This window comes from Flavobacterium sp. HJJ (genome assembly GCF_015351475.1).
GTDB lineage: Bacteria > Bacteroidota > Bacteroidia > Flavobacteriales > Flavobacteriaceae > Flavobacterium > Flavobacterium marginilacus.
Map to the genome: position 1 here is coordinate 82590 of NZ_JADKPR010000004.1, position 23342 is coordinate 105931.

Genomic DNA, 23342 nt, shown 5'->3' on the forward strand with positions numbered 1-23342 from the left:
AAAATAAATACTAATTAGTTAATTTTTTTAATAAAAACTTATAATTATTACTAAAATTAAAATAATTATCCATCTATATTACAAAAATAATTATTTAAACAAATCAAAAAAGAAATACTAATACTACAATTTAATTAAAAAATCGCTTTTAATCTATGTTTTTAACAGTTTTTTACAGCAAGACTTGATAAAAATCACATTGAAGAAACCTAATTAAGCTTAAAATTAATCTGCATTTTCTCCAATTCGAATAAGAGTTCATTCGATATCTGAACCTTAAGTTTTCGGCTCGGCATCGCTAATTTAGTAACTACTTTTATTTCTTCGACTTCGGTGACTTGTTTGGCCTCTGCTGCCTCAACGGCTTCTTCATTTTCATCCGCAAATGTTTCCTCGTCAGTTTCAAACTCGGGTGTTGTTTCGACAAGACGCTTTATTTTTTCGAGTTCCATGATTTCAAAAGCTACAGTATTGTCGCCTTTATACTCTTGGAAAAGATGATTCAGCTTATGAACAAATTCAGCTTCAATATCTTTAATATTCAACAAAAGAATCAATTTTTTAGCAAAAGTGCTCAGTACATCCTGCAGATACTGCACCAAAACAAACTGCATTCTAGGTTCTGCTTTTTTACCGGTTTCCTGATTCACCCAGCCTTCCTTAATCAGCACTTTCATGAAAGTGAAATTGTTCTGAATAAAGAAATGCCTAAACTTTAAATACTCTTCTCCAAAAATTTTAAATTCATAACTTTCGTCATATCCTTCCAAAACAAAAGTCCCCCATCCTTTTCCGTTCTTTGCAACCCGGTGCTGAACGTTTGTAATAATTCCGCCAAAAGTCAGGTTCTTGCCTACATATTGTTCCATATTTTTCAAAGCCTCAAGCTTTGCATTACAAAAATATTTCATCTCAAATTTATAGTCGTCCAATGGATGTCCCGAAATATAAATCCCGACAACATCTTTTTCCTTGGCCAATTTTTCCATCGTGCTCCAGTCTTCACACGGAGGCACAACCGGTTCGGCAATCTGCACATCACTGCTTTCGCCAAACAGACTTACCTGTGAGGAATTTTCGTTTTCCTGATACTTGGAACCATAGCGCATGGCTTTTTCGTAAAAGGTAATTCCGTCGCCATCATCGTGAAAATACTGTGCTCTTGTAGTTCCTTCAAAAGAGTCAAAACCGCCAGCCAACGCTAAATTTTCAATCGCTTTTTTATTAGCGGCACGCAGATCGATACGTTTCGCCAAATCAAAAATTGACTTATATTTTCCGTCTTTTCTGTTTTCGACAATCGTGGCAACAGCACCGGATCCAACACCTTTTATAGCACCCATTCCGAAACGAACCGCATAATCATCATTTACCGTAAATTTATAATATGACTCGTTCACGCAAGGCCCCAAAACCTGCAGTCCCATACGCTTACATTCTTCCATGAAAAACGATACCTGCTTGATATCATTCATGTTATTCGAAAGTACCGCCGCCATATATTCGGCTGGATAATGCGCTTTCAGGAAAGCGGTTTGGTACGCAATCCATGCATAACAGGTCGAGTGCGATTTATTAAAGGCGTAACTAGCAAAAGCTTCCCAGTCTTTCCAGATTTTCTCCAAAACCTTTGCGTCATGGCCTTTGGCAGAAGCCTGCTCGACAAATTTAGGTTTCATTTTATCCAGAACGTCCTTTTGTTTTTTTCCCATCGCTTTACGCAAAACGTCAGCTTCACCTTTGGTAAATCCTGCCAGCGACTGGGACAAAAGCATTACCTGCTCCTGATAAACAGTAATTCCATAAGTCTCTGACAAATATTCCGCACAGGCATCGAGATCGTATTGGATTTCCTCATCACCATTTTTTCTTCGAACGAAAGACGGAATATACTCCAAAGGTCCCGGACGATACAAGGCGTTCATTGCAATTAAATCCCCAAAAACTGTTGGCTTCAGATCCTTCATGTATTTCTGCATCCCAGGTGACTCATATTGGAAGATTCCGACGGTTTCACCTCTTTGGAACAGCTCATAGGTTTTGACATCGTCAATCGGGAAAGTGTCGGGATCGAGTTCAATTCCGGTTCGGTATTTTACCAATTTTACCGTGTCCTTAATCAGGGTCAGGGTCTTCAGACCCAAGAAGTCCATCTTCAGCAGTCCCGCACTCTCTGCAACCGAGTTATCAAACTGCGTTACATATAAATCGGAATCTTTGGCGGTAGTAACAGGCACATAATTGGTAATATCCGATGGCGTGATAATCACCCCGCAGGCGTGAATACCTGTATTTCGCATAGAACCTTCCAAAATTTTTGCCTGCTGAATGGTTTCTCCAGCCAGATCATCTTCATTGGCAATAGCGATTAATTCTTTAACCAATTCAAATTCATCAGCACCTTTTAATGCTTTTTTAACCTCATCTTCTGATTCAAAAAGAAAACGCGCCAAATTCCATTTGGACGGCATCATTCCCGGAATCAGTTTTGCAATTCTATCAGCTTCAAACAACGGCAAATCTAATACACGAGCCGTATCACGAATCGCCGATTTGGTTGCCATTTTACCATAAGTAATAATCTGTGCCACCTGATTGGCACCGTATTTATTGATTACATAATCCATTACACGACCACGACCCTCGTCATCAAAATCGATATCAATATCGGGCATCGACACACGATCCGGGTTTAGGAAACGCTCAAAAAGTAAGTCGTATTTAATCGGGTCTATATTGGTAATTCCCAAACAATATGCCACCGCAGAACCTGCTGCAGATCCACGTCCCGGTCCAACCGAAACATCCATTTTTCGGGCTTCGGCGATGAAATCCTGTACAATCAAAAAGTAACCCGGATATCCGGAATTGGAAATCGTCAATAACTCAAAATCCAAACGTTCCTGAATCGATTCGGTAATCTCACCGTATCTTTTTCTAGCACCTATCATGGTCAATTCTCTCAAATAGGCATTTTCACCGCGAACACCATTGTCTTTTTCGTCTTCGGGATCAACAAATTCTTCGGGAATGTCGTATTTTGGAAGTAATACATCGCGATAGAGCGAGTAAGTTTCGACCTTGTCTACAATTTCCCGAATGTTGATAATAGCTTCGGGCAAATCAGAAAAGAGTTTTTTCATCTCCTCTTCCGACTTGTAATAGTATTCCTGATTGGGTAATCCGTAACGGTAGCCACGTCCGCGTCCAATTGGTGTGGCTTGTTTTTCACCGTCTTTTACACACAATAAAATATCGTGCGCATTGGCATCTTCCTTGTTTAAATAAAAAGTATTATTGGTCGCAATCAGCTTTACATCGTGCTTTTGCGAAAATTCGATTAAGGTTTTGTTGACACGGTTTTCATCTTCCTGATTGTGGCGCATTATTTCGAGATAAAAATCATCTCCAAATTGTTGTTTCCACCAAATCAAAGCTTCCTCAGCTTGGTTTTCACCAATATTCAGAATTTTACTCGGAATCTCTCCGTATAAATTTCCAGACAGCACCATGATGTCTTCCTTGTATTTTTCGACTATCGTTTTATCGATTCTGGGAACATAATAAAAACCATTCACATAGGCTATAGAAGCCATTTTGGCCAGATTATGATAGCCATTTTTATTTTTGGCCAATAAAACAACTTGGTAACCATTGTCTTTTTTGGACTTATCCAGATGATTTTCGCAAATATTGAATTCACAGCCTACAATAGGTTTGATTTCAGTTTCGGTTGGTTCTTCACCGCTTTCAACCAACGTTTTATTTTTAGCAGAAGCCCCTTTGTTATGATTCATCACCGCACTAACAAAATGGAAAGCTCCCATCATATTTCCAGTATCGGTCATCGAAACTGCAGGAAATTTATTTTTGGCTGTAGCCGATACCAGATTCCCAATTCCGATAGTCGACTGCAAAACCGAAAACTGTGTATGATTGTGCAGATGCGCAAACTTGGCTTCTTTTAATCCCTGTTTATCCGAATCGGAAACGACGGTCTGTTTATCATCCGAAGCTAATGCTTTCAGCTGTTCTCTAACAGCATCCGAAGCTTTTTTAAGATTGATGTGTTTCAGTCCGATTAACGGAATTTCCCTTGGGTTTTTATTCTGAAAGGTTTGAAAATAATCCTTCGGAACATCCAATTCTTCTTTTGTAAAAACTTCACGACGAATTAACTCCAGAAAACAACGCGTGGTTGCCTCAACGTCGGCAGTTGCGTTGTGCGCTTCCGCAAAAGGAACACTGAATAAATATTCGTGCAATTCCGTTAAGGTTGGTAATTTGAATTTCCCCCCACGACCTCCAGGCAGTTTCAATAATGAAGCAGTTACTTCGGTACAGGTGTCCAAAACGGGCATCGAACTCATTGGCGAATCAACTCCCATTCGGTGCAACTCGGCTCCCATAATATTAACGTCGAAACCTAAATTCTGACCTACTATAAACTTCGATTTGCTTAAAGCGATATTGAATTTCTCCAAAACTTCCATCAGCGAAATACCGTCGTGTTGCGCCAATTCGGTCGAAATTCCGTGAATACGCTCGGCATCATATGGAATATTGAACCCCTCCGGCTTTACCAAATAATCCTGATGTTCGATAAGTGTTCCCATCTCATCATGCAGCTGCCAGGCTATTTGTATACAGCGGGGCCAGTTATCAGAATCGGTAATGGGCGCATCCCAACGCTTAGGTAATCCAGTAGTTTCGGTATCGAATATTAAGTACATAATTGCAAATGAAGTGATTGTAATTTTCTAAAATTACAAAAAGTGAATTTCAAAATTAGGTTATTTTTAAGGGAATGGAAAGTGAAGTTATTAACAAACAAAATGAAATATCATGCATTTAAAAAGAGGTATTGCAAAATATGCTTTCTTTATAAAATTACTTAAATAAGATTTTTCCTTATTTCAATAGCTTTTTTATATATTTGAAATATTAAAAATTAACCAAACCAATTATTATGAAAAACATTATTCACATAATGCTAATACTAACATTGGTAAGTTGTACAAAACAAAATCCTATAGAAAAAACCTTAATTGCTAATTCTGGGGAATATTGGAAATATTATACTTCAACTTCCGACTACACTTCTTATTACCAATTTAAAGACGACCATTTAAGTTATCCATGTAGTAAAGATGAAGATTATAAATTTTATGAGGATGCAACTGATGGCGTTATGAGTGAACAACATGAAAAATGGTCTGTAACTGATGACAGTATAATGACTTTTAGACATTTTAAATATGATGTAGTGAGTTATAATGATAAAGTTGTTGTCCTTTTGGCTTTAACAGAAAACGAACCATATACTAGATATATTTTTTTAATTAAAGAAAACAAAAACAATCCAACTGTATCAGGTTTTTATGCAAAAAGAAAATACAATCCTGAAAAATATCTTTTGTCAAAATAATAAAAAATCAAATTCTTTACAAAGAAATTATATCCATTTATAATAATGATAAAAAAAACAATAGTAAAAATATTCGGCTTCTTTCTAACCTTCTTTTTAATCATTAGCTGTGAAAAGAATAATGATTTAAAAGTAAATCTTTCAATTGAAAATATTAACAAAAAATTTCCTCAACTAAAGGCTAACAAAAAAGTTCCAGAAAATGAATTTAAATTCGAAAAAAGTTTGCGAAATGGAGAATTTAATTTTGAAATTCAGCTTTATTCACAACCCGAAGGCTTCAAAGAAAGAAATCAAATAATTGTCCTAATTAATTCTAAAAATGAAGTGTATTCTATTCCGTTATTCGCTAATAAATACAAAGATTATTGGGAGTTTCCAAATGATAAACTGATTCCAAATGTTACTAAAATCAATACCACTTTTACAAAACAAATTAATAGCGCAATAGACTCTTTAGTCCCAAACAGCGATAGAAGAAAAGAACGTAAGAGTTATATAATAATAAATGAAATACTTACTTCTGTTTTAAATTGTAAAAACATTCAGGAAAAAGACAGTGCAATGGTTTACAAAACATTACGCATGAATTATGATATTCCGGATGAAGATTCGGACTCAGCCCTAATAAGACTTCGAAAAAACTACGAATTAATGAAACCGGAATGGCATCCAGGTGAATACTATATTAATTATAATTGTTATTTTGATGAAAGATATGCTCGTATTTATCAATTAAATTTTGTTGGAAATAAAATTAAAATTAAAACGTATCGTATGGATTACGGTGATCACTTAATGTATTTGTAAGATTAATAACGAACCAATAAAATATTAACCGTTAAGAAATCAGTAATTTTTTATGCGCTGAACCAAGTTTAATTTTTCTAAAAAGAAAACCAACGTCACTTTCAAAAAACAATAAAACTTCTTATAAATTTTCTTAAAAAACCAAAATATCTCCTTTTTGGATGTCGTAGTATTTTTTCAAAAAAAATCATTTTTATTAATAATATTTCCTTTAAAAAAGACAAAATTACTTTGTCAAAAATAGAACATAAACCAAAATTCACAACCGGCATTTGTTACTATTTTATTTTAAAATGTTATATTTTTTAAACCAAAAACCGCTATTTTATAACACAATAGCGATAAATTTGCCAATTATTAAAAACAACAGTAAACCTAGTGTTAGTTATTCGATTTAAAAAAAAGTATCGGCTATAGTAAATAGTACACTTTCTAAAATAAAGCAGTAAAAGTTTGCTGTCCAAAATACAGAAATGTTTGGGTATCGTATAAAACCAAATATGGCAATTGACGGCAATATAACTTTTTTTTACTTTTGAACTTCTATTATAATTACACCAAAGTTTCTGTGGTTATACCAATTACAATTAAAAAAAAACAAAATGAGTAAGACATTATTTGACAAAGTATGGGATTCACATGTAGTGCGTAAAATTGAAGATGGGCCAGATGTGTTTTTTATTGACCGCCATTTCATTCATGAAGTTACGAGCCCTGTTGCATTTTTAGGATTAAAATCCAGAGGTGTAAAGGTTTTATACCCAGAGCGTACTTTTGCCACTGCCGATCACAACACACCAACTATAAACCAGCATTTACCTGTTGCTGATGCGCTTTCTGCCAATCAATTACAGGCATTGGAAGATAATTCAGCTGAATACGGAATTTCTCACTGGGGATTGGGTCATCAAAAAAATGGAATTGTACACGTAGTAGGTCCAGAAAACGGAATTACTTTGCCAGGTGCAACTATTGTTTGTGGGGATTCACACACTTCTACTCACGGTGCTTTTGGAGCGATTGCTTTTGGTATTGGAACTTCTGAGGTTGAAATGGTACTTTCTACTCAATGTATTATGCAGCCTAAGCCAAAGAAAATGCGTATCAACGTAAATGGTAAATTAAGCAAAGGTGTGGGACCAAAAGACGTTGCTCTTTATATTATTGCTCAATTGACTACTTCTGGAGGTACAGGATATTTCGCTGAATATGCAGGAAATGTATTCGAAGAAATGACTATGGAAGGCCGTATGACGGTTTGTAATCTAAGTATCGAAATGGGTGCCCGTGGAGGTATGATTGCTCCTGACCAGACTACTTTTGATTTCCTTGAAGGAAGATTATATGCTCCTAAAGGTGAAGCTTGGACTAAAGCTGTTGAATACTGGAAAACTTTAAAAACCGATGCTGATGCTGTTTTTGATGCTGAATTAAACATCAAAGCTGAGGATATCGAACCAATGATTACTTATGGTACTAACCCTGGAATGGGAATTGGTATTACTAAACATATTCCGAACGCTGACCAAGTTGAAGGCGGAGAGGAAACTTACAAAAAATCGTTAGCTTATATGGGCTTTCAGGAGGATGATGTAATGATCGGTAAACAAATCGATTATGTTTTCTTGGGAAGCTGTACAAACGGACGTATTGAAGATTTTAGAGCTTTCGCTGAAATTGTAAAAGGCCGTAAAAAAGCAGACAACGTTACTGCTTGGTTAGTTCCAGGTTCACACGTTGTTGAAGCACAGATCAAAGAAGAAGGTATTTTGGATATTTTAACTGATGCAGGATTTGTATTGCGTCAGCCAGGATGTTCAGCTTGTTTGGCAATGAATGATGATAAAGTTCCTGCTGGGAAATATGCAGTAAGTACTTCCAACAGAAACTTCGAAGGCCGTCAGGGTCCTGGTTCAAGAACGCTTCTTGCGAGTCCAATTATGGCCGCTGCCGCTGCTGTTACTGGAAAATTAACAGATCCTAGAGAGCTTTTTTAAAGGATTTATGAATGCAGATCAACGATTTTTGATTTCAGATTTCGTTAACCGCATCAAAATATTTTAAAATTCAATTTACATTTTACAAAAAACATTAACGATTTTTATTTTAAATCTAAAATCAGAAATCGTTAATCAAAAATCAAAAATCAAATGGCATACGATAAATTTAATATCCTTACCAGTAGTGCAGTGCCACTACCGATAGAAAACGTAGATACAGATCAAATCATCCCAGCCCGTTTCCTGAAAGCTACGAAGCGCGAAGGTTTTGGAGACAACCTTTTCCGTGACTGGAGATACAATGGAGACGATACTCCGAAAGCAGATTTCGTTTTAAACGATTCAACTTACTCAGGAAAAATCTTGGTTGGAGGAAAAAACTTTGGTTCAGGTTCTTCTCGTGAGCACGCTGCTTGGGCAGTTTATGATTACGGTTTCCGCGCTGTGGTTTCTTCTTTCTTTGCAGATATTTTCAAAGGAAACTGTCTGAACATTGGTGTTTTACCAGTACAGGTAAGCCCTGAATTTGCTGAGACAATTTTCAAAGCAATCGAAGCTGATCCAAAAACAGAATTAGAAATTAACTTACCAGCACAGACTATTACTTTATTAAGTACTGGCGAAAAAGAATCTTTCGATATCAACGGATACAAAAAGAACAATATGATCAACGGATTTGATGATATTGATTATTTACAGAATATTAAAGAAGATATTGTAGCTTTTGCTGACAAACTTCCTTACTAAGATTATAAAAATTACAGGTTAATTTTAATAACACCCGACAGGTTTTAAAAAATCTGTCGGGTTTATAAATAAAATACATATGGTTTTAGAAGTGGCTGTTCTACAGGTAATCAAAGGAGAAGAAGTTCATTTTGAAAAAGATTTTACCATTGCCAGTCAATATATACAGTCCATTCCAGGTTATTTAAATCATAGTTTAAGAAAATCTATCGAGGAAGAAAACAAATATTTGTTATTAGTCGATTGGAAAAAACTGGACGACCATACCATTGGATTTAGAGAATCCGAAGCGTATTTAGAATGGAAAAAATTGTTGCATCCTTATTATAATCCGTTTCCGGTTGTAGAACATTATGAAATGGTTTTGGAGAATAAATAGCATTTTTAAGACAAATGAAAGCTAACAAACATATCCAAAGAGACGGACAGGAATCTACTAAGGTATTTGATAGAAGCCTTGCCAATGATTACAGGCATTTGTCTTCTATTCTGAAACCAGGGATGAAAGTTCTGGATATTGGATGTGCTACTGGTTTTATTTCAAAAGATATTGCAAACATAGTTGGCGAAAACGGAAAAGTCACTGGAATTGATAACACCGAAAGTTTGATTTTAAATGGACGTGAATTACATAAAGAAGTAACTAATCTGGAATTAATTCATATTGATTTATTCGATTTTAATCCTGAAGAAAAATTTGATTTAATCGTTTCAGCAAGAACGCTGCAATGGCTGAATAATCCGAAAGAGGCTTTAGTAAAAATGAAATCGTTGCTGAAACCAAATGGTCAGATTTCGATTTTGGACTATGATCATACAAACTTAAACTGGAATCCTTTGCCTCCGGAAAGCATGCAGGAATTTTATAATATATTCTTGAAATGGAGACAGGACGCCGGAATGAACAATAGAATTGCAGAAGATTTGCCAGCTTTATTAGAAGAAGTAGGCTTTCATTCGGTTGAAAAAATCAATTCGGATGAGTTTTATACCAAAGTAAGAGAAGATTACAAATCGAAAATAGGTATTTGGTCTAAAGTTGCCGGTTCACCTCAAATGGTGGAAGAAGGTTATTTAGACAATGATTTGCGATTAAAAGCAATTGAAGAATATAATCATTGGGTAGAAACGGAAGCGATTTCGATGACAATGAAATTAAATGAAGTGCGAGGCAGAATATAATATTTAATCAATAAATTCTCTTCGGACGACCGCGTGAGGGATTGAAGCGGAAATCCTTTTTTATAAAATGGAGCTTGGAATTTTATAAAAAAGATTGCAGCGTAAAGCCCGACAGCAATAAAAAACGGCTATGTACAAAGTAGCTTTTGCCGTTTTTGTATTGGTGGCACGCCTAAAGAATTATAAAAAACAAATCTGTTAAAGCTCGACATAAGGCTTTTGACAACCAAAATTGACACAAAAAATATAAGTCAATAATTAAACAATAATGGAAAAAAGAAAAATTGAAATAATGGATACGACGCTTCGAGATGGTGAACAAACCTCGGGAGTATCCTTTTCGGCAGCAGAAAAATTAACCATTGCGCAATTATTGCTTGAAGAATTACATATTGACCGTATTGAAATTGCATCGGCTCGTGTGAGCGAAGGTGAATTTCAAGGGGTAAGCGGCATCATGTCATGGGCCGCAGAAAAAGGCTATACGAATCGTATCGAAGTATTGGCTTTTGTAGATGGCGGCATTTCTATCGAATGGATGAAAAAAGCGGGAGCGAAAGTACAGAATCTTTTGACGAAAGGTTCTTTGAACCATTTGACTCATCAGTTAAAAAAAACACCTGAACAGCATTTTTCCGAAATTGCACAGTCTATTGCATTGGCAAATGAAAACGGAATTGCTACTAATGTATATCTTGAAGACTGGAGTAATGGCATGCGTAATTCTCCAGAATATGTTTTTCAATATTTAGATTTTTTAACGACTCAGCCTATCAAAAGAATATTGCTGCCTGATACTTTGGGAGTTTTGATTCCATCAGACACTTTCGAATTTATTTCAAAAATTACCTCAAAATACCCTAACATACATTTTGATTTTCACGCACACAACGATTATGATCTGAGTGTTGCTAATGTGATGGAAGCCATAAAAGCAGGTATCAGCGGACTGCATGTTACTGTAAACGGAATGGGAGAACGTGCTGGAAATGCACCGCTGGAAAGTACGGTTGCGGTGATTAATGATTTTATTCCAGAGGTGAAAATCAATATTAAAGAATCGTCCTTATACTCGGTAAGCAAACTGGTTGAGACTTTTACAGGTTATAGAATCCCTGCCAACAAACCTATCGTTGGCGACAATGTTTTTACACAAACTGCAGGAATTCATGCAGATGGAGACAATAAAAACAATTTATATTTTAATGATCTGCTTCCAGAACGTTTTGGGAGAAAACGAAAATATGCTTTAGGAAAAACATCAGGCAAAGCCAATATCGAAAAAAATCTGCAGGAATTAGGATTAAAACTAAACCCTGAAGATTTGAAATTAGTTACTCAGAGAATAATTGAACTGGGCGACAAAAAAGAAACAGTTACCAAAGAAGATCTGCCATACATCATTTCAGATGTTTTGGACAGCCAGACGTATAAGGAAAAAGTTGTAGTGGAATCGTATTTATTATCTCATGCCAAAGGACTGCGCCCTTCGACAACACTCTGCCTAAAAATTGACGGTGAAGTTTTTGAAGAAAGTGCACAGGGTGATGGTCAGTTTGATGCTTTTATGAATGCACTTTCAAAAATATATAAAGGCAGAAAAATGACTCTGCCAAAACTGATCGATTATGTAGTTCGCATACCTCCTGGAAGCAGCTCGGATGCTTTGTGCGAAACGATTATCACTTGGACAGACAACGAAAAGAAATTTAAAACAAGAGGATTAGATTCAGACCAGACTGTGGCTGCAATCATTGCAACACAAAAAATGCTGAATGTGATTCATTAAAAAAGTTGCTAAGTTACCAAGATTGTAAGTTGCTAAGATTTTCTAAACTTTCTTAAAATATTGGTAATTAAGTAACGTATACAACTATAAAACTAAAAAATATTTAAAAAAGACTAAGCAAAAAACTTAGAATCTTTGTAACTCAGAAACTTAAAACTTAAAAAAAATGAAATTCAACATTGCCCTTTTAGCCGGAGACGGAATCGGACCAGAAGTAGTTAACGAAGCAGTTAAAGTATCTGATGCTATTGCTAAAAAATTCAACCATGAAATCACTTGGACTCCAGCACTTACTGGAGCTTGTGCTATTGATGCTGTTGGAGTGCCTTACCCAGATGAGACTCACGAAGTTTGTATGGCTGCCGATGCTGTTCTTTTTGGAGCTATCGGACACCCAAAATATGATAATGATCCAAGCGCGCCGGTAAGACCAGAGCAAGGTTTGTTATTGATGCGTAAAAAATTAGGTTTGTTTGCTAATGTACGTCCGACTTTTACTTTCCCTTCTTTGATTGACAATTCTCCATTAAAAAGAGAAAGAATCGAAGGAACGGATTTAGTTTTCCTAAGAGAATTAACCGGCGGAATCTATTTTGGTGAAAAAGGAAGAAAAGACGGCGGAGACACTGCTTTTGACAACTGTGTATACACTAGAGCTGAAGTACAGCGTTTGGCTAAAAAAGGATTTGAACTGGCTATGACGCGTTCAAAAAAATTATGCTGTGTGGACAAAGCAAACGTACTAGAAACTTCCCGTTTGTGGAGAGAAACAGTACAAGCTATGGAAAAAGATTACCCAGAAGTTACCGTTTCTTACGAGTTTGTTGATGCTGTTGCAATGCGTTTGGTACAATGGCCAAACTCTTATGATGTATTGATTACTGAAAACTTGTTCGGAGATATTTTAACTGATGAAGCGTCTGTGATTTCAGGCTCTATGGGATTAATGCCGTCTGCATCTGTTGGAGAGCATACTTCTCTTTATGAGCCAATTCATGGTTCTTACCCGCAAGCAACTGGATTGAATATTGCTAATCCATTGGCAACTGTTTTATCTGCTGCCATGATGTTTGAAGACGCTTTCGGATTAAAAGACGAAGCTGAAGCCATCAGAGCTGTTGTAAACAAGTCATTAGAACAGGGAATTGTTACTGAAGATTTGGCTGGAAAAGGTGCAAAAGCATATTCAACCAGCGAAGTTGGTGACTGGTTAGTTGCTAATCTATAATAATATATTGTGCGTAGAAATGCACTGCCATATATTTCTAGATAACAAAGAGGCTGTTCCTAAATTTAGAACAGCCTCTTGTTTTGTCATAAAGCCATACAATCGAACATACAGAATTTTAAATCACTAAAATTTTATTGTTTGTTATTCCAAAAAATCATTGACCTAAATGAAATATATGCCGTCAAAAAAGACAAGAATATTATACCACCACACTAAACTACATTAAAATTATTATCACATGTTTTTAAATACAAAACCTTAGCTGTAATATTAAATCACAACTAAGGTTTTTCGGTACAGAAAATTTAAAAATATGGACAGGTTAAATCATGAAATTATTTCCAAGTAAATGGCAGGTACCAGTTATTAATATTCATTAATTTAGCTCGAACTTCTGCGGCATGAGTATTTCCTTCTTTATCTAATTTATCATACACTTTATCTGCTAAAAAGGCTGGATTATTTCTGCGTAATGAAATACGAACTAAATCTTCCCAACGGTTACCTTCATAAGCAAGTGAAAGTGCGGCTTCATCGATGATATTATTTTCAATAGATGTTAAACTATCTGTCAAAACAACAGCAGCGTTTGGTAAATTTGCGCGGCCTCTAACACCTGTCCCACGATACCAGTTACCTCTATAATAAGGATGTTCTCCTTGACGGGCATCAAAATCATAAGGAAAAGATCTTTGGTTTTTTCCTGGTACGACCGTATTCATAGCATTAGTTACATCATCCGCACTAACGGAAAGATTTCCACGATTAAAAGCACGCAGTATCCCATTATTTAAAATTGCATCAGCAATTCTATACTGATTATCTCTATTAGCTGCTTCTGCATAACGCAGATGCAATTTTTCGGCGCGGTATAAGAACCAATCTCCATCTGTTTTAAAAACATCGGCTGCAGCTTCATACTTGTAAAGGTATTTCATGATAACAGGATCATTACCTACCATTTTATAAGTCATTTTTGAACCGCGTGCATCATATGGAATACCATTACTTTGTGTATTACTTTTCCAAAGATTTATTGCTCTTTGAGATGGTTTTGCTAAATATTGACCTCCAGTTTTTGAAAAAATAGCTATAAATGGGTTTTTTGGTGCAAATCTACTGTCAAAAGGCAGTGACCAAATCCATTCTGAATTCCATGTTGCATCTCTAGTTCTAGAAAACATAGATCTCCATCCCTGCGTATCTGAATTAATCAATGCTGAAGCATCTTGTGCTTGCCCGGTTGGATATGCAACTGTAAAATCAGAGTATGTAACACGATATATTTGATAAAGATCATTACTGCTTGGTCTCCATGAAGCTGTTTCCATTACGGTTTTGTAATGCTCAGCAGCTTGACGATAGTTGCCTTTCCAAAGTTGTAAATCACCTAACAAACATTGCTTGTTAATAAAGAGTCTATCTGTATAAAAACCATCAACAGTTGTTAATAAGCTGCTGGTAGAATCATATAAATCTTTATACTGCAATGCTTCTGTAAACTTAACAAGTTCTTCAAGAAGTTTATTAAAAGAAAGTCTTGGGTGTTTATTGATATCCTTAACATCCTCTAATGATGTTATAGGCTCAGTAATATAAGGAACAGTACCATATTGAATTCCTAACTGTAAATAAATCCAGGAACGGATACAGGCGATATCGGCATAACGCTGATCGTATTGTGATTGTGTAAATTTCTTTTCAGCAACCATAATATCAAAATTTTTAAGGGCATCATTACAGCTTTGAATAACCTCGTAAAAATCTTTTGGATTTACATAAGGGTTCTCTGCTGAAATATTTTGCTCTGAAAGTTCTTTTAAATAGGGATCTGAATTACCGGTTGTGGTCATTAGGTCTGCGCGCATTTCATTAAGCATAACGTATTTGCCTGCAAGTCCCATAAACTTACCATATATCCCAATAACTGCAGCATCGGCATCATATACATTGCGGTACATCTGCTCGTCAACAAGTTTATCCTGAGGCTGTACATCCAGATATTCTTCGCAAGAGCTTAGGCTAAGAAGTAGTGCCATCCCCAATAAGAAAGTTTTGGCAACCTTTTTTGTTTTTTTTCTGATTATTGTCATCATCGATCTGTTCTCTATGTTGTAAAAATAATTTTAAAGTCCTAAACGCAATCCAAGCTGGTAACTTGTAAACTGAGGAACCAAACCTACATCTGCTCCTTGACCAAAAATGGATGAAGTAGCGCTAAATTCAGGATCGAATCCTAGATATTTAGTAAAAGTCAGCAAGTTATTTGCAGTAGCATACAGCTGAATATACTTAACGTGCTTACTGTCATTCACAGGCACATCATAGCCTATCACTAAGTTTTTTAGCCTTAAGTAAGAACCGTCTTCAATCCATCTGTCTGAAAATACTGCATTACCCATTGGATCTCCCCAAACTGCTTTTGGAATATCTGTCTGCTGACCTTCAGCTCTCCAGCGGTTTGCAACAGCAGCGCTTTGATTTTCATAACCGCTCATTTTTTCAAGATTGTAACGCACTCCATTATAAAGGTCATTACCAGCTGAAAAATTAAATAAAGCTTTTAGACTAAATCTTTTATAGGTAAAATCAGTATTGAAACTTCCTGTTACCGCTGCATTTGGATTACCAATAACCACACGGTCTTTATCATCAATAATTTTGTCTCCATTAACATCAGTAAAACGCATATCACCTCCGCCAAAAGGAACTAAATCACCATTTGTTAAACGCTTTGACAATCCAGTTGCAACAGCTTCTGCAGTAGTACTATAAACTCCATTACTTCTTAATCCATAAAATAAGTTCGCATCTTTACCTTCTGATGTTAAATAAGTAGCACCGCCAAATTCTGTTAGAATATCGCCGCTTGGTAAACTCTGCACCTCATTATTATAGTGGCTTACTTTAAATCCAAAGTCAAAAGTAAAATCTGGAGTATTAACTACACGGGCATTCATGCCTAATTCAACCCCATAGGTGCGCATTGCACCGCTATTAGACTCTACGGAATCAAATCCATTTTCAGCAGCAGTTTTTTCATAAACAATCATATTAGATGTTTTGTTTGAAAACACATCAAAACTACCATTAATACGTTCTTTATACAATCCGAAATCTACTCCTAAATTCGTTTTTAAAACTGTCTCCCATTGTAAGTTAGTGTTTCCTATATTACCTCGAACCAAACCTTGCATTCCTAATAAATTTTGAGAAACATAATAAGTTTGTGCTGTATAATTCCCAATATCGTCGTTTCCGCTTGTTCCGAATCCAACTCTTAATTTAAGATAATCTATATCATTTATACCTTTCATAAAATCTTCTGATGAAATCAGCCAAGCTCCAGAAATGGAAGTCATTAATGCATATTTACTTTTTCCAGTTTCCGGATCATCTCCAAAACGGCTTGAACCATCTACAGCATAATTGGCAGTAAGAAAATATTTATTACGGAAATTATAGTTCCCGCTGGCATACATATTTAACCAGTGCCATTCTCCTAATTCTCCTCCTACAACACGCAGCAAACTTGAGCTTGCGGTTACACTAGTAAAATCATCGGTTGAAGAATTGAATCCTAAGCCTAAATCAGTTTCAGTTTTATTGCTTTGAGCCCTAAATCCAAAACGAACATCTAAATTATGATCATTATAAAACTTTTTCATGTAGCTGGCAAAAGTATCTGTATAAAGACCATTATAAGTTTGAACTTCACTTCCAGAGCTGTTTTTACCAACTGCAGTTGGTAAAATAAAATCAGCAACTCCTTTATCAGGTATAAAAAATAATTCTCTTTCTTTATTGAAGCTCAAACCAACTATTGAAGTAATATTCCAAGCTTTGCTTAACTCATAATTGAATTTTAAATTACCAAAAAAGCGGTAGTTATTATTTGTACCAAATCCGTTTGTCAAAATAGCTTTGGGATTACTTACATTAAAATAATCAACATCAGCTAAGTTAGGAGAAAATTCACCTGCGTCACTAACAATGTTTTCTGATAATAAAGGAGATTTAGTTAGTGCTAAATAGAGCGGGCTAGTGTTTGAAAATGCTTGATTCCATTGGTTTTGTTGGTTGTTAATAAACGACAGGTTAGCATCAACGCTCAATTTTTCGGTTAATCGTAAAGCGGCATTCAAGCGAACACTGTAACGTTTTGAATCTGTTTTATCGATTATTCCTTTACTGTCAAGATAACCTACAGATAAACCAAACTTTGCAATATCATCGCCTCCGCGAACTTTAAGGAAGTAATTTTGATTAATACTGGATTTAAAAACTTTATCCTGCCAATTGGTCAGATTATGGTATTTGTAATACCCTGGAGAACCAACATTATCATTCATATACGGCAAACTGGCAATTTGCTGTTGTGATAAACCACGTGTAGCTTCTAACTGAGAAAGGTGAGTACGGTAGCCATCAGCATCTAATAAAGGCATTTCATCCGGAGTTTGATTAACTCCTCCATACATCGTGAAATCAATTTTAGTTGATAACTCGGCAGCACGGGTAGTTGTAATATTTATTACTCCATTGGCTCCTTTGGTTCCATATAATGAAGTACCATCTTTCATAATTGTTATGTCTTCGATATCTTTAACATCAATATTCGTTAAAGGAGAAGAATCGTTATTTGCTATGATTCCAGATCCATAATCTTCATCATCATAAATCATTCCATCTACAATAATTAAGGGTCTATTACTTCCATATAATGAATTAAAACCTCTTAAAGCCAAATAACTGCCTGCATTAGGAGCACCTGAATTTTTAATACTGGTTAAACCAGTAGTTCTGCTCTGAAGAAATCCTGCCACAGATTCTGTTACAGGAGCTGACCATTGCTCTTTCTTAAAATTAACTACACTTGCTGCGCTGGTATTATTATACTGCATAAGGTCGCCAGACGGCAAACTCGCATTAAGATAAGTAGGAGAATAATAGGCTTCACTTAATACTATATTCAAACCTGATTTTCTGTTTTTAACAGGGTAAACTTTAGTTTGAAAATCCTGCCCGCTAATAGTAAGCAGTGCCTGTAAATTTGGAACCCGAATTTCAAAACTACCGTCATTATTGGAAATGGCTGCTGAAAATCCTTCGACAGCAATATTGATTCCTGATAAAGCTGTATTGGTTTTTGCACTTTTAACAACACCTTGTACTAAAATTCCCTGTACTTTTTTCTGGGGAACTATTGCAGTTGAATCCTTTGTTGTCTGCGCATACAATTGCGCTTCAAGACCACCAGCAAAAAATAGGCTTACAAGGCAAGTTAGTTTTATAATTTTTAGCATAACTAATTTTTTATAATATATTATTTTTTAACGTCTGGAACAAATTTCAAATAATCAATAGTGAGCGGGTTTTTGGCCACAGTACCAGCCCATAATGTAATCAAATCAATATTTCCAGATTGAGTGATATCAAAACTGCCTAACAAGAATGGGTTATAATCTTTGACCAAAACATCTTTATATCCAAAATCTTTTAAAGGATTTAACACCGAAATTACAATACCCGTTATCTGCAATTTTCCGCCTACTTGCAATCTCTGAGAAATAGGAACAGTTAACTGATCGTTTATTGCGCGCCAATACACCTTATAAGTAGTACTGAACATGTCCTTTGCAGCATAAGTCATATAAAACTGAGCCGCACCGGGAGCTGGCGCCATAATATCGTTATAAGGCAGTCCAGTTGTTGGATCTATCAGTTCGCGAGACGAAAAACTACTGCGGGATCCATTACCATAACCTGTATAAGCTTCTCCTTGGATTACTGTAGGAACTAAACGGTCTGAAAGTTTAACATCAACTTTTTTCATGATGTAAATAATTCCGTTACTTAACTGTATTGGCTCACCTACAATCTGCGTTTGATCTACATCAAACTGAACTCCAAATCTTGATGTTAATGTTTTAGGTAGTTCACTTTTTTTGTAAGCTTTAGGAAAAGCCAAATCTCTAGTCGTGAAATAGCTACTGTAAATTGCCGTTGAATCCTTTTTAGGATCATTTGATGTTTTAGTCAAATACGGTTTCATTTTAGTTACTTCGGCATTGTAACCGGCATCTTCCATTAAGAAAAGGGTATATGAATTTTTCTCATTGTTAAGATTATACACATTTCTTAAATAGGAATTAGATAAAGAATCTGCAAGAAATCCAGTGGCAGCTTTGGCTTTTGCATCAGCATCCTCTTTGTAAATACTGAATTCTTTTAAGTACACTAAATACGCACTCATTGCCGAAGTACCTTTATTAGCATTAATATATTCCCAAATATTTAATTTTGGAGTAAGTGCTTTATTAATAATATGAAACACGCCGTTTGCAGCATAATGGTCAGCAGTAACAATAGCTGCATCGCCAATAGCTGTACTTCCTTTAAATATTAAATATTTATCATCTAACATTAAGATTTTGTCCTCAGTATTTTTTCTTACTGATGAAAAAGAAGTTAATGCAATGTGATTGGCCACAAATTTTTTAAGCGACTCAGCATCATTGAGTATCGCTGCGTCTACCTTAGCCAGTGCTTCATTGGTTGGAGCAAAAACGGTATACGTTTTTGAAGCTGCCAAAACCTTATCATAACCTGTTTGGGTCAATAATTTCCCAAACTGCGACACTTCAGCTGTACTTGTAATGGCTTCATTAAGCGTAACATCCAGATTGGAATCTCCATTACTTTCTCGATCATCCCAAGGGTTAGAACAAGAAACTAAAGCTACAGTTAACAAACTAACCAATAGTCTTTTATAATTTAAATTTAATATGATCATTTTTACTTGATTAAGTTTGAACTTATATTCATTTATAATATTAATATCCGCTGTTACCATTATCCCCTTTAGTTGCTTCTGATCTTTGTATTAAACCATCACCATTAAGATCATTACCACTAGGAACTCCAGTTTTAATGCCTTTTATGAATTTTGGCCATATTTGATCCATATCTACAGGACGGAATTCTACAATGTCGAATCTGTCCGTATCACCTCCGCCGCAACCAGTACAAGATTCCGTGGTAAATTTAATTAAATGTCTCCCTGTGGTTGTCACTTCCACAATACCCACAAGTCTAGAAATCATATTATCGCTCTTAACAAATGGAAAAATATAACGCTTATAGCCTTGCGACTCATACACCCTGTCCGGTATACCCGTTGTAGTACTACTAGGGTCATTTGCATATTCTAAACCATTGACAATTCTAGAGGTTTGCACACCATCAAAATATGTCTTTGTAGTAGTAGAAGCTTTAGAACTTGCTGTACGATAGGAAACCCAAACTTTATAACGCCCCTTAACAATTACTGGGGTTCTAAATTCAATATCATTATTACCATTACTATTATTAGAAGTTTGAATACGAAAACGAAAAATATTTAAAAGATCTCCGTTAACTGATCCAGCATTATTATTCCAGGAAAGAGTTCCTTGTCCTACCCAAGTAATATCTTTAAATGCTCCATTTCCAAGAAAAATATTTGCCCCAGCAGATTTTCTATAATTAGCAACATTCGCAGCGAATTCAGGTTGATCACATAAATCAAAATAAACCGGTGATGGAGCGCGTTTTTTAATAGTGAAATGTCCATCTACATAATGCAGTACTCCATTAGAACAAGTTGTATTACTTGGATCTCTTACTATTGCAACACCCTGCTCTTGTACTCCATTAAAAATATCATGATTTAACAAAATAGATGTTTTATCTAACTGAGAACTAATAACCTCTAACGGCGCCTTAGTTATAAATGTAGGAGTCGTTGCCATATCACTTAGATAATTTAAATTAGGCAATATGTGATACTGCACAAATAAATTTAAACTATCTGCAGGATTAGTTGGATCTTTTAAATGACTGTATCTATTCTTTAAATCATCTAAGCTATTAAAACCTGCTTTACTAAAGACATCATTGCTTTGTGCCAAAACAGTTAAAAAACTACCCACATTATTAGCGTCATAAGTAAGAGGCAGATTTAATTTATCATACCAACCAGTAACTTTTAAAACTTCGGTAAACAAGGAAAGATTCTTATCTGCTTCAATGGTCTTTACCAGTGTTTTATCAGCAACTCGCAACACTTTATCAATAACATGAATAACACCATTTCCAGCTAAAATGTTAGAAATTACAATATTTGATGTTTTATTAACAGTTGTGCTTGAAACACCATTGATATTAGCAGCTCCAGTTATTAAATATTGACCATAAAAAGTAGGGGGAGCAATTTTGCCATCAGTAAATGAAGTAGTTGCTATGGTTTTGTCTAAAATATGCAGTTTAGCTATTTTTTTCAAATCTTCTATAGGAACTTCTTTCAATGAACTAACTCCCAAATCCTTTAAATACTGTTTTACGGCATCATTAGTCGGAAGAAATAATGTAAAAGTCCCATACGTATTCATGTAGGAAGCATAATTCGTTATATCCAGAATTTCTAAAAACATAGAGTAGTCTGGATTCTCTCTTAAATATTCGGTGATATTAGGAGTTTTATCAGTGCCTTCTTTTATTTTTTGCTCAGTACAGTTTTGAAATATCAGAACAATCAAAAACACTAAAGTAAGTCTCAAGAAGCTAGGTAATCTTAATAATCTTTTCATGTCTTATTTATTTATTATTTATAAAATGGGTTTTGTACTAGTGCTTTATTAGTATATAGTTCGCCAATATTAACAGGTAAATAATGACTATTATGATCTTCCAGTTTGGCTATAATTGATTGCTGCTGATCGGCTGGAGCATTCTCAACAGCTGCATTAATAAGAATGTCTTTTCGTTCATAATTGTTTCTTCTGGCAACTCTAAGCATATCGAACCAGCGTTTACCTTCAAAAGCCAATTCACGGGAACGCTCTGCCAATATATAATCTATAACACCATTTTTACTTGAAGCACCAGGAGACTGAGCAGTCTGAGTGATTGCACGGCGTTTCAGCCTAATATCATCAACAATTGCAAGCGCCTCTGCTCCTTGATTTAATTCAGCAAGAGCTTCTGCCTTCAATAGCAGCACATCACCATAACGATAGAGAAACCAGTGGGTATCTGAATCTTGTAAGGCTTTGGAACCTTCACTGTTACCAACGAATTTCCAAATCTGATTTGTTGAAGCTATTATAGAACAATTTTCACCACGAATATCTCTCTTACTTAGATCATCATAGTCAACTCCAAAAACTTTTTCTGCGACTTTCCCAGAAATCATAAACTGCGGTCTTTGAAAAAAAATACTATAAAAAGGACCTAAGTTGGCTGTTGTATATTGGAATTCAAAAATACTTTCAACAGAATTTCCATTAGCAAAAACCGTATTATACCAAGTACCGTAACTTGTAGATTGGTACAAACTGAATTTTTTAGAATCTATTACCTTGTTTGCAGCAACCAGTGCTTCTTGAAAATTATCTGTCCATAAATAAACATCTGCCTGCATCGCATTAATGGCATAAACGGTGATACGTCCTTTATTATATAGATTGGATCCATAATCTTCTACCGCATATCCTTCAGCTGATTTAAGATCTTTGATTACCTGAGCAAATATTTCGGCTTGAGGTGAAGCTGCTATTTGAAAATTATCCTGATCGGTTAATGTAGCATTTAATTTTAAAGGGACATCTCTAAAAGTACGAGCCAGTGTAAAATATAAATAGGCTCTTACTGCTAAAGCTTCAGAAAGAAAATTATTTAATTGACCCTGAGTTAAAGTTGGATCTTTTTGTAAAACAGCAGGTGCCAAATCTATTACAGTATTGCAGTAATTAATGGTCCTGTAAAAGGCATCCCAATTTGTTAGGGTATTAGAAGGTGTAATATTTGAGTTCATAATACCTCTTTGGTCATCGCTTGCAAAACTCCCTGGAGCTACCATGTCACCTCTTAAATCTCCATACATGAACAAATATTGGCTTATTGGCAAATCACTTACGCCTGGAGGTGATTGTAACAAGGAAGAATAAATTCCGGCAACAGCAGCTTGAACATCTTCTTTAGTCTGCCAAAATTCAGCACGAATAATTCCGTCCTGCGGTTTTAAATCTAAATAAGAATCACACGAAATTGTGGAGACTAATAAGATGAATATTGATAAAATTGTTTTTATTTTAGTTTGCATAATTCAAATTT

Annotated in this window: 14 protein-coding genes; 8 read left to right on the forward strand and 6 right to left on the reverse strand. The window is 35.4% G+C overall.

The features are described 5' to 3' along the window. Nucleotides 1-209: 209 nt before the first annotated feature. A complete protein-coding gene (gene dnaE / locus IRZ80_RS04820; RefSeq protein ID WP_194640427.1) occupies nt 210-4733 on the reverse strand; it encodes a DNA polymerase III subunit alpha in 4524 nt (1507 codons plus the stop codon). 257 nt (nt 4734-4990) lie between these two features. Here dnaE and IRZ80_RS04825 point away from each other — a divergent pair, with 257 nt between their 5' ends. The 8 genes from IRZ80_RS04825 to leuB all read left to right on the forward strand — a co-directional run bounded on the left by IRZ80_RS04825 (nt 4991) and on the right by leuB (nt 13184). Further along, nucleotides 4991-5428 (forward strand): hypothetical protein, encoded by a 438-nt coding sequence (locus IRZ80_RS04825; protein WP_194640428.1) that lies wholly within the window; start codon nt 4991-4993, stop codon nt 5426-5428. Between the two features lie 45 nt (nt 5429-5473). Beyond that, entirely contained in the window at nt 5474-6238 is a 765-nt protein-coding gene (locus tag IRZ80_RS04830) for a hypothetical protein (RefSeq protein WP_194640429.1), read from the forward strand. Between the two features lie 602 nt (nt 6239-6840). After that, a complete protein-coding gene (gene leuC, locus IRZ80_RS04835) occupies nt 6841-8235 on the forward strand; it encodes a 3-isopropylmalate dehydratase large subunit (RefSeq protein WP_194640430.1) in 1395 nt (464 codons plus the stop codon). 153 nt (nt 8236-8388) lie between these two features. Continuing rightward, nucleotides 8389-8985: a 3-isopropylmalate dehydratase small subunit gene (leuD, locus tag IRZ80_RS04840; protein ID WP_194640431.1), complete on the forward strand. Its 597-nt coding sequence runs from the start codon at nt 8389-8391 to the stop codon at nt 8983-8985. A 79-nt stretch (nt 8986-9064) separates the two neighbouring features. Then, the gene (locus IRZ80_RS04845; RefSeq protein WP_194640432.1) at nt 9065-9364 is read left to right on the forward strand and encodes an antibiotic biosynthesis monooxygenase family protein; all 300 of its coding nucleotides are present in this window, start codon (nt 9065-9067) and stop codon (nt 9362-9364) included. A 14-nt stretch (nt 9365-9378) separates the two neighbouring features. Continuing rightward, the gene (locus IRZ80_RS04850; RefSeq protein WP_194640433.1) at nt 9379-10167 is read left to right on the forward strand and encodes a methyltransferase domain-containing protein; all 789 of its coding nucleotides are present in this window, start codon (nt 9379-9381) and stop codon (nt 10165-10167) included. Between the two features lie 268 nt (nt 10168-10435). Beyond that, nucleotides 10436-11956, forward strand: coding sequence for an alpha-isopropylmalate synthase regulatory domain-containing protein (locus IRZ80_RS04855; RefSeq protein ID WP_194640434.1), 1521 nt, complete (start codon nt 10436-10438; stop codon nt 11954-11956). Nucleotides 11957-12122: 166 nt separating this feature from the next. Beyond that, nucleotides 12123-13184: a 3-isopropylmalate dehydrogenase gene (gene leuB / locus IRZ80_RS04860; RefSeq protein WP_194640435.1), complete on the forward strand. Its 1062-nt coding sequence runs from the start codon at nt 12123-12125 to the stop codon at nt 13182-13184. 338 nt (nt 13185-13522) lie between these two features. Here the strand turns inward: leuB and IRZ80_RS04865 are convergent, their stop codons facing one another. The 5 genes from IRZ80_RS04865 to IRZ80_RS04885 form a co-directional block, all read right to left on the reverse strand. Continuing rightward, a complete protein-coding gene (locus IRZ80_RS04865) occupies nt 13523-15226 on the reverse strand; it encodes a RagB/SusD family nutrient uptake outer membrane protein (protein WP_228520808.1) in 1704 nt (567 codons plus the stop codon). Nucleotides 15227-15313: 87 nt separating this feature from the next. Beyond that, on the reverse strand, nt 15314-18493 hold the full coding sequence (locus IRZ80_RS04870; RefSeq protein ID WP_194640436.1) for a SusC/RagA family TonB-linked outer membrane protein: 3180 nt from the start codon (nt 18491-18493) through the stop codon (nt 15314-15316). A 20-nt stretch (nt 18494-18513) separates the two neighbouring features. Next, entirely contained in the window at nt 18514-19983 is a 1470-nt protein-coding gene (locus IRZ80_RS04875) for a fasciclin domain-containing protein (RefSeq protein ID WP_194640437.1), read from the reverse strand. Between the two features lie 40 nt (nt 19984-20023). Further along, complete coding sequence (locus IRZ80_RS04880; RefSeq protein ID WP_194640438.1) at nt 20024-21817, reverse strand: fasciclin domain-containing protein; 1794 nt, start codon at nt 21815-21817, stop codon at nt 20024-20026. A 14-nt stretch (nt 21818-21831) separates the two neighbouring features. Next, on the reverse strand, nt 21832-23331 hold the full coding sequence (locus IRZ80_RS04885) for a RagB/SusD family nutrient uptake outer membrane protein (RefSeq protein ID WP_194640439.1): 1500 nt from the start codon (nt 23329-23331) through the stop codon (nt 21832-21834). Between the last annotated feature and the right edge of the window lie 11 nt (nt 23332-23342).